The following is a 9,571-nucleotide window of genomic DNA, read 5'->3' as shown; positions in this document are numbered from 1 at the left end:
CCGCCTTTTTGGCCAATTTTCTCATAATGTTCTTCCCCGTATTTTTCGCTGGTGGTTTCTCCACCCTTTTGACCGATATCTTCAAAGTGTTCCTGGCTGTATTCTTCCGCCACTTTTTCTCCACCTTTTTGGCCAATCTCTTCGAAGTGATCTTGACCATATTCTTCGCTAGTCGTTTCTCCGCCTTTTTGACCAATGTTTTCAAAGTGCTCTTGGCTGTATTCTTCCGCTACTTTTTCTCCACCCTTTTTACCGATCTCTTCAAAATGCTCTTGATCGTATTTACGGGACGTTTTTTCCCCGCCTTTACGGCCAGCTTCCTCTGTAGTCATACTTCTTTGATTATTTTTCGCCATTTCGATGGACCTCCTTTAGAAAATTTATATCGTGTCACATAAGTTTTTTACTCGTTTCCCAGAAAAAATAAACTTCATTTTCTATTAAAAATTTAAATGTTATTTTTTTGCAATAGCATTAATATTTTCGTAAAAATTTCGACATTGTCCTGTTATTTTGCAAATCTATCATCGAATACTCATTTGTAATTTTTACGTTTATTAGAGTAAATGGCCGGTTATAGAAACATAAACCTAATTTTAGAAAGGAGAATGACCCTATGGAGCATGTTAAAGCGTTATTAGTCAAAGGCGTTTTGACACTGATTGTCCTTTATCTCGTCTTAGGAGTTGGGTATGGAGCTTCCTTTGGAGGAGTATTACTGCTCACTCTAGTCCTAGGGGGCATATCCTATCTGGCTGGAGATCTTTTTATACTTCCAAAAGCAAACAATTTACCAGCCACACTAGCTGATCTAGGTTTAACGTTCCTTGTCGTATGGGCAGCCGTCAGTTGGTTCATAACTATAGATGGGTCAGCCCCCCTTGCTGCATTCATCTCAGCTGTCATCATTGCCATCGCAGAATATGGATTTCACGTCTATTTAGCGTCACATGTTTTACCCAAGAATAACCGCGTCCGCTCCTACGCCCACTAAATAACTCCACGAAAAAACAGCTCCTGTACTATAAAAGTCAGGAGCTGTTTTTTATACCACTTTTTTCAAAAGGTTTGGGAAAAATATAAAAGTCTTCCCTCCATTTTTCAAACCTTTAGTTTTATGGAGAGAATCTATTTTAGGATTCTCATCGGCCAAAATAAGACACGTTTGACGGGAGAAAAATGAAAGACCACCCTTCCTTTCCCAAGGTTTTCAAAATTAAATGGGGTTAACTGATAGGTCTGGATGTTTGCTTCCACTTCTTGAATCTCCCAGGGCATATGGTGGATTCCTATTTCAACCGTACATTTCCTATTGGTCTTCCAGGCATAGTACCTCTCAAGCAGCCATTTATCTATAGACTCTTGCTTTGGGAGATAAGGTGAGGAATAAGGAAGAAAAGAAGCCTGCAAACTAGCCTTCGATCTTCCCCATCGCTTACTTCTATAATGAATAGTGTTTCCTTCTCGCCACATGTCCATCCGAGCATAGTAATAAGGGAGGGTAGTCATTCTTGCTCCTAAAACAGTCAACAGTTTGTTCGCATCCAAGCTAAAAAAATACAAGCCTGGTATGCCGTTCTTCTTTACGTATGTTCTCACGTTCAGCTCTAAATACGTATGTAGATATGGGATGGACGGGGTCTTTCGGAAATGCATATCCGACACTTCAAATGGCAAAATTGTCACCCATGCGTCTCCTTGATAGCAATCCATGACCATCCCATCAGGAAGATAGGATTGTAGCGCTTGTTTGGATACAGGGAAATGCATAAAAAGAAGGTTTTCCCACTTTTGACTCATCATCCACGCTCCATTTGGAAGAGATGAGGATCGATGAGCTGTTTGTTTGAGGATTTTATCATACATCACTTTCCCTCCTTAAAAAAGCGCAGTAGAAGAAACCCTACTACTGCGCATTCTACCTTATATGCCTAGTTATTTGCAGCACCTTTAGAAACTTCACGCACAATATCAGCTGCAGCTTCATCAGAACCTTGCACACCCACATCTCCCAGAGAGACAACACCTTTGACGGAATCATTTTCTACAACTAACAGTCGTTTGATTTGATGTTCTTGCATTAAACGAGCTGCCTCTTCCGTATGCATGTCTGGATAGCCAGTAATGATTTTTTCAGTCATTACATCTGAAGCTTTTACATGATCGGCTGAACCTTTGGCAAGCCCTTTGACAACAATGTCACGGTCTGTAACGACACCCACAAACTTTTCACCTTCTACCAGAGGGACAAAACCTACATCCGCGTCTTTCATTTGCTTAGCGACGGTAAACAAATCATCTGTAGCCTTACATGTAGCCAAGTCTGTGTTCAACAACTCTTTAACTACGCTCATGGTTCCATCCACCTTTCAAGTAAGATTTTTAATGGGTCTACATTCTCCCCATTGCCATGATTTGGTGGATGTTAAACGTGAAGTTGAAAATTAAACCAAACGTCATACTACGGTAAGACCAGTTCATTACTATATTATAGAAGTAGGTTTCTTGACTAGCCGCTCTATACCAATCCACTTTTTTCTTACACTTTAGCGATTATTTAAAATAAACCGATTGTCTTTATCCTCTTCCTGCTTGAAATGATGGATAAAGTTTCATGCCTCCATCGACAAATAAGGTACAACCTGTAACATAACTCGCTTGCTCAGAAGCTAGGAAAGCAGCAATGGAAGCTACCTGTTCAGGTTCTCCAATCTCCTTCATTGGAATCATAGATAAAACCCCTTCCCTTTCCTCAGGGTTAGAGAACTTTTCTTTATTTATAGGCGTGTTAATCGCACCAGGGCCTATATTATTCACCCGGATTCCTTTCCCGCCATATTCCAAGGCCAACGTTTGGGTAAGGAGTTTCATCCCGCCTTTACTTGTGGCATAATGAACAAAATAGGGCCATGGCACAACTTCATGGACACTAGACATGTTAATAATGGATCCTTTAATTTGATGATCAAGCATATAAGCAATTGCTTTCGTGGACCCTAGGAAAGTCCCTGTCAGGTTTACGGAGATCACCTTATTCCATTCTTCAAGTGACATTTCATGGGAGTAGGTTTCTGTCTGAATGCCTGCGTTATTCATCATTACATCAAGCGACCCGAAGTTTTCATGAGCCGAGGTAATAAGACGATCTATATCTTCCTCTTTAGATACATCCCCCTGTTCTGCGACAGCTTCTCCACCTAAGCGATGAATTTCATTGACGACATCTTTTGCTTCTTTCTCTTGATCTAAATAATTAACTACTACCTTCATTTTCTCAGCGCCGAAACGTTTAGCAATTGCTTTTCCTAAACCGGAGGAAGCCCCTGTAACAATAGCTACCTGCCCTTTTAAGTCATTATACATGTTCCAAACCCCTTTATTTTTTTGTAAACCCAAGCATCACTCCACCGATGATAATAAGAACACAGCCAATGATGACAAAGATCATTTGTTTTTTTGTTTTCTTTTCACCTAATAAAAAAATACCACCGAGCGTAGAAATAATAATCCCTGTTTGTGATAAAGAAAAGCTAGTTGCTGTTCCAACTCTTGGAATGGAAAGCAGCAAAGCAAGATTACCTGCTGCCCACATGAACCCTGGAATCAAGTTACGTAGCGTATATTTACTGAAGGGTTTCTCCTTAATACTTAAAAAAACCGCGCCAACCACCATTCCAACTGACTGGGGCAACACAGCTGTCCACCCATCGATTGAAAACCAGCGAATAACCACCACATAACCTACATAGCCAGCGGTCGAGATTAATAATATTGGAATCCCTTTGGTCAAGGGGCTTTGCTTATCCTTATCTTCCTCATCTTTCTGTTGATAAGAGGTGAATACGACTCCGATGATAATTATGATTAGGGCAGAGATTCCAATGATCAATTTCATAGTGCTTGACCATTCTCCAAAAACTAAAACACCAAATAATGAGGTCCCTATCAGTTGTAACCCCGTTGAAATAGGTAAAGTTTTTGACACTCCTAAATGCGTTACAGCTTTGAATTGATTCATTTGCCCTAACGACCAAAGCAGACCGGAAATGAAACTTACAATAACAGCTGTTAAGGTGAAATCAGGAGAAATAAAAAAGAAAACCCCGATCGCGAAGAGAAGAGCGCCGAATGTAGTTCCCACCACTTGATTATCCGGTTCTCCACCAAGTTTTGAGGCCACAAGTAATATGCTTCCCCACATCAGAGCAGGAATCAGAGCAATTAAAATATCCACTGACACACCACCTTTTAAGGTTATTCTTACTCCAATGTATTTTTTCATTCACAAGGAATGAACGAAGAACAGTCCTTTAAAAGGCAATATTAATGAAAGGTGTTATCCGATGACCTATAGACTTTATAAACTTGTAATAGAAATTCGAGGTGAGGTGCAGATTAGTCAGCGTTGCAGCCGTTGAGAAATGATAGATGTAATAAGAAGCTTTGAAGCAATATAATTTCCAGGTAATGGGGAATCTACTCACTTTTGTCTACTCGGGATAGTTTTCCTCCTCTTAAAAGGTAGTTATTTATCACTCTCGCCTCTTGGGCAGGATACAAGATAATTTATCTTCCATGTGTTACGATGTGTAAGTTAAAATACTGAACCAGGATTGGAGCAACAACAATGGTACAACTGGCTACACGAGGTTATACCTTATTTATTAGTTTATATGTACTCATGCATTTCATCGGTTCCTTAACAGGTGGAGAAGAGCTTTCGACAACTCTTTCCTTATTGGGGTTGGCCACTTTTATTACCGGGTATTTCTTCTTGCCCCTGAAACAGGCATGGATATCGATCTTACTTGTTGTCATCGCCTTAATTGTTCATATATCAGCAGGTACCTCTCTTATACAAGCAAGCATGTCTGGCTTTACAGTAATGAGCGGACTGATTTCCCTCTTGCTTATCGTTCCTATGATTAGCTGGGTATTGGAAGAAAAGCCATACATTGAATCCGTCATTAATTTTGCTCAGAAACTTCTCAATACAAGTCGTAAGTTTTATTTTGGGATGATGGTGATTACGCAGATCATCTCCTATTTCCTATTATTTGGTTCTATTCCTATGGTATATGGAATGATCAACGATTTTTTAAGTAATCAAAAAGGCGAGGTATGGGAGAATTATAAAGGAACCGCTTTACTTCGGGGATTCTCTTTAACAACATTATGGGTTGTTAGTATACCAAGTTTTATTTTTGCTGTTGAAGCCCTTGGAGCATCATTAGGGTTATCGATCTTGCAAGGTTTTTTTATCTCCTTTGTTGGGATCTTGTTATCGGTTCTCTTCTCGTACTTTCAAGAACGGCATTACGGAGTGGATCTTACGGCAGGTATTCAAGAGCAGCTGGCTAAGATTGCAGAACAAAAAAAACAGGAGACGGAAGGGAACCGGGACGCACTCGAATTCGGCCTGCTTTTTGTGACTTTATTCGGTTCCATTTTTCTCCTCAACGCAATTTGGGACGTGGAGCTATTGCTCATTATCCCTATCGTTATCGTAGCATGGGTCATTCTCTACTTTATCATTCGTCGAAGAAGCAGTGCGATCACGGAAAACGGGAAAATATATGTATCGACAAGCATTCCAAAAAAAGCACAACAATTCTCAATACTATTGGCAGCTGGATTTTTGATCGATGCGGTGAATCAATCGGGGTATGGGGAATATATTATTGACGGCCTCTTTTACGTAACAGATGCTGTCCCGTTCCTCAATTTCTTATGGGTACTTCCATTTGTTGTTATCATTTTAGGATTTATCGGACTTGGTCCATTGACGGTCATTGTCCTCGTCTCAGGAATTTTGCAAGGCGTTGATCTCCCTTACCCTCCAGAGATTGTCGTGCTGGGGATTACATCAGGAAGTGTCATTTCGATTATGTTATCTCCGTTGATTTTGCCATCGATCATTCTAAGTTCTGTGAACCGACTCAGCATCATCAAGAACGGATGGCTATTCAACTACAGATTCGCCCTTGTCTTTTATGTCATGGTGCAGATTTATCTTCAACTATTTGTTGTATTCTTTTTATAGGAAAAAACACTAACCAAAAGATGGCGGGTATTTGCCCGCCATCTTTTTTATGGAATAGTATAATTCAGACAGGTATGCCACTTTATAAAAAAAGTTCCTGTCCCCTGCGAAGTTCATACTTTTTTCACTAGGGACGGGCATCTATTATGAAGCAACTATTCTTACTTATTAGTTGGTTCCCCTTTTAATACTAACTTTGCAACTGACTCAATGTGAAAAGTCTGTGGAAACATATCCACGGGCTGAATTCCTTCAACCTCATACCCATTCTCCACCAAGTATTTCAAGTCCCTCACCTGCGTTTCCGGATTACAGGACACATATACAATCCGCTTCGGCTGCAGCTTAGCAACACTTGATAAGAACGCTTCGTCACTCCCGCTTCTTGGAGGATCCATGATCACCACATCGGCCTTATCCCCGCGCTTTGCCATCTCTACCATGAATTCCCCGGCATCCCCATGATAGAATCGCGCATTTTTCACACCGTTACGTTTCGAATTTTGGATGGCGTCGCGAACCGCATCTTTATTCATCTCGACACCAATTACCTTTCCAGCTTTCCGGCTGGCAACTAGACCAATCGTACCAATCCCGCAGTAGGCATCGACCACGGTTTCCTTTCCTGTCAACTCAGCCATTTCAATGGCTTTTCCATACAAATGCTCTGTTTGAAGCGGATTGATTTGATAAAACGATTTCGCCGAGATCTCGAACTTCAGTCCACATAAAATGTCTGTAATCGTTCCCTTACCAAACAGAACTTCCTCCTGATCGCCCAAAACGACGCTGGTGTCCCGCCTATTTACATTCAGCAGTATGGTCGTAATTTCCGGGTGAGCCTTTCGTATAGCTTTCATAAAATTCCTTTTCCCCTTAAATTCAGAGGAAGCGGCGACCAGCACCAACATGATCTCCCCGCTGACTTTGCCAACTTTAATCAATACATGCCGCAAAAATCCCTGTCCAGTATCTTCGTTGTACGGCTGCATTTTTGAGTTTTTCATATAGTCCCTGATGGTCTCCACAATCTCGTCCGCTTTCGGATCATGAATTAGACACTGATCCATCGGGATAATTTCATGAGTATTCAGAGCATAAAGCCCCCCAATGACTTGACGCTTGTGATTCAGGCCGAATGTTGTATGGCTTTTATTTCGGTAATCATACGGATGATCCATCGTCATAATAGGCTTCGGCTTTAAGAAGGGTTCCATTAAGGTATCTATCGTGTCCTGTTTGAAACGAGATTGGGCTTGGTTACTCATGTGCTGAAGTTGACATCCCCCACACTTGTAATAATACGGACACGGTGGATCCACCCGTTCCTTAGCTGGAGTGATGACGCGCTTCAACTCTGCATTCACAAATCGCCCTTTATGAAACACGTTCACCTCAGCCTTTTCACCAGGCAACAGAAGAGGTATTTCCAGCTGTTTTCCTTTCCACTCGGCAATACCCTTCCCTTCATTCGTCAGACCTGAGCAGGTCACCTCTGCGGTTATGGGTTCCTTATGACGTCGAGGCGCATCGACTTCCTTCCGTTTCTTTTTGGATGGTCGATCTTTCAAGGAGTTCTTTTTCCCATAGGGTCTTTCAGATCGTTTGGATTTCCAATTTCCCTTATTCTTTCGTTTACTCATAGGCACTTCCTGTCTTTGTTTATTTGCTCTCATTATAAACTACCCATAGCGGAGGGTAAAATAACCGTTCATAAAAATCAGCCAACACAATAATAAGGCTATGAAGCCTGACTGTGTTAACGCTCTGTTAAAGGAGAGAAGCCGCTAAAATCTTACGTTGAGTGAACCTTCCCATTGCCCCACATATTATGTCTTCCCCGTTAGGAAATACTTTCACTTACATCCCGATACGAGGATAACTCCTTGATAATAATCATGAGAAACGATACCTTTTTAATGAAAGGGGGAAAATTGTGAGTGATAAAATTTCAGACATCGATTATCGTGAGGTTACAGAATATTCTCTTGATCCACTCATTATCCATACTGATTATAAGATTATTTATATAAACCAGGCTGCCGAAGAGTTTTTTAAAACGGAGAAAGAAGAAGTGATCGGTGGGAGCCCGTTAGATATATTTAAGGAAACGTCAAAGGGGGCGATTAGGAAAAGAATACAATCTGCCTATGGACATCCGGCGGAAGTAATAGAAGAAACAATATATAGAGCAGATGGAACGACAGTTGAAGTTGAATTATATTGTCACCCAATTGTGGTTGAGAATAAAAAGGCCATACAAACATACATCCGTGACATCACTGATCGAAAAGAAATAGAAAAAAAGCAAAAGGAAATGATCAAACAAATAAATGAATTGTCTGCAACCGTGGTTCCTATCTTAAACGAAATAGCCGTGCTCCCATTAGTGGGGAAATTTGACGAAGAGAAAGCACAATTACTTTTAGAGATTGTCCCAGTAAAAGTGCAGAAGCAAGACATCAGTTATTTAATTATTGACTTTTCAGGCATTTATACTTTAGATAGTGTTGTCATTGATAATCTTTTTAGAATAAACAGTGTGTTATCTCTGCTTGGTGTGCGTCCTATTATCACAGGCTTAAGGCCTGAATTATCTATGGCCGCAACAAACTTACATACAGATTTATCTTCCATCCCAACAATGGCTACGGTCAAAGATGCTCTTTCTTACTTGGGAGTAAATTTAAAAGTTCAATAAATCGTCTAAATCCTAATGAAACGAATGAAATATGTTCCTATGTATAAGGAGCATTAGTGGTCCTTTTTTTACTAATGCTCCTTTAAACTCATCCAATTGATTATATTAATTCTAATACTCTATCCCTTAAGGCATGAGGCACATTGCGGTGTCCCCCTAAGTAATCACAAACTGTTACCTTTTGTTTTTTGGATTGAAATTCATGGACGGTGTCTTTAATATCTTTCATGAGTAACCCAGTAAATAATAAATAAGGTAGAATGACAATATGATGAGCGCCTCCAGAAATAATTGCCTGTAATTTCTTTTCAAAATGTGGATGAGCCGCAGCGAGAAAGCAAACGTGAACATGAACGTTCACTCGTTGCTCTAGTAATCGGGCAATCGTCTTCGTATCTTCTACTGCCTCCTCATCACTACTTCCCCTGCCAACTAATAATAGATGCATATCATTCGGGGTCTCTCTCTCTTTTTCAATATGTTCTACTAATACATCCACCAGTCTTTTTTGAATCCCTAAAGGACGCCCGTAGGTAAACTCTACGTTTGGATATATCTTTTTTGCACGATTCAACACATCAGGAATGTCTTTCTTAGCATGGACAGCGGTCAGCAAGAGTACAGGGACAATGGCGATTTCCTTTGCCCCTCTTCGCACACATTCTTCTATTCCTTTTTGAACCGACGGGTTAGAGAATTCCAAAAAGCAACAGAGTTGGAGAGGGGCAGCGACGGTTTTCATACATTCTTTTGTGAAGTCTACCGCTTCATTGACTGCCGCCTTCATACGACTGCCATGGCATACGTAAAGTACAGCTTGCATGTAA

At 40.7% G+C, this 9,571-nt stretch carries 10 protein-coding genes; 3 read left to right on the top strand and 7 right to left on the bottom strand.

Annotated elements, in window-relative coordinates; genetic code table 11:
• On the bottom strand, positions 1-356 hold a 356-nt coding region (locus tag BLW54_RS16235; protein ID WP_074735888.1), incomplete at its 3' end, for a hypothetical protein.
• Between the two features lie 260 nt (positions 357-616).
• On the opposite strand from BLW54_RS16235, the gene BLW54_RS16230 reads away from it, so the two are divergent.
• Complete coding sequence (locus BLW54_RS16230; protein WP_035508168.1) at positions 617-994, top strand: DUF2512 family protein; 378 nt, start codon at positions 617-619, stop codon at positions 992-994.
• A gap of 134 nt (positions 995-1,128) precedes the next feature.
• Here the strand turns inward: BLW54_RS16230 and BLW54_RS16225 are convergent, their stop codons facing one another.
• From BLW54_RS16225 to BLW54_RS16210, 4 genes are all read right to left on the bottom strand, one after another.
• A complete protein-coding gene (locus BLW54_RS16225; protein WP_074735886.1) occupies positions 1,129-1,866 on the bottom strand; it encodes a YqjF family protein in 738 nt (245 codons plus the stop codon).
• Positions 1,867-1,931: 65 nt separating this feature from the next.
• Positions 1,932-2,354: a CBS domain-containing protein gene (locus BLW54_RS16220; protein ID WP_035508167.1), complete on the bottom strand. Its 423-nt coding sequence runs from the start codon at positions 2,352-2,354 to the stop codon at positions 1,932-1,934.
• A gap of 223 nt (positions 2,355-2,577) precedes the next feature.
• A complete protein-coding gene (locus BLW54_RS16215; protein WP_074735904.1) occupies positions 2,578-3,363 on the bottom strand; it encodes a glucose-1-dehydrogenase in 786 nt (261 codons plus the stop codon).
• Between the two features lie 13 nt (positions 3,364-3,376).
• Positions 3,377-4,234: a GRP family sugar transporter gene (locus BLW54_RS16210; protein ID WP_035508166.1), complete on the bottom strand. Its 858-nt coding sequence runs from the start codon at positions 4,232-4,234 to the stop codon at positions 3,377-3,379.
• A gap of 393 nt (positions 4,235-4,627) precedes the next feature.
• On the opposite strand from BLW54_RS16210, the gene BLW54_RS16205 reads away from it, so the two are divergent.
• Complete coding sequence (locus BLW54_RS16205) at positions 4,628-6,043, top strand: hypothetical protein (RefSeq protein WP_074735883.1); 1,416 nt, start codon at positions 4,628-4,630, stop codon at positions 6,041-6,043.
• Positions 6,044-6,204: 161 nt separating this feature from the next.
• Here the strand turns inward: BLW54_RS16205 and rlmD are convergent, their stop codons facing one another.
• Positions 6,205-7,686, bottom strand: coding sequence for a 23S rRNA (uracil(1939)-C(5))-methyltransferase RlmD (gene rlmD, locus BLW54_RS16200; RefSeq protein ID WP_074735881.1), 1,482 nt, complete (start codon positions 7,684-7,686; stop codon positions 6,205-6,207).
• 293 nt (positions 7,687-7,979) lie between these two features.
• Here rlmD and BLW54_RS16195 point away from each other — a divergent pair, with 293 nt between their 5' ends.
• Positions 7,980-8,744 (top strand): PAS domain S-box protein, encoded by a 765-nt coding sequence (locus tag BLW54_RS16195; RefSeq protein ID WP_035508164.1) that lies wholly within the window; start codon positions 7,980-7,982, stop codon positions 8,742-8,744.
• Between the two features lie 100 nt (positions 8,745-8,844).
• Here the strand turns inward: BLW54_RS16195 and BLW54_RS16190 are convergent, their stop codons facing one another.
• On the bottom strand, positions 8,845-9,567 hold the full coding sequence (locus tag BLW54_RS16190) for a sirohydrochlorin chelatase (protein WP_074735879.1): 723 nt from the start codon (positions 9,565-9,567) through the stop codon (positions 8,845-8,847).
• Positions 9,568-9,571: the final 4 nt, after the last annotated feature.

It is taken from the genome of Halobacillus karajensis, assembly GCF_900108515.1.
GTDB lineage: Bacteria > Bacillota > Bacilli > Bacillales > Halobacillaceae > Halobacillus > Halobacillus karajensis.
This window is presented reverse-complemented; position numbering and strand designations above follow the sequence as displayed.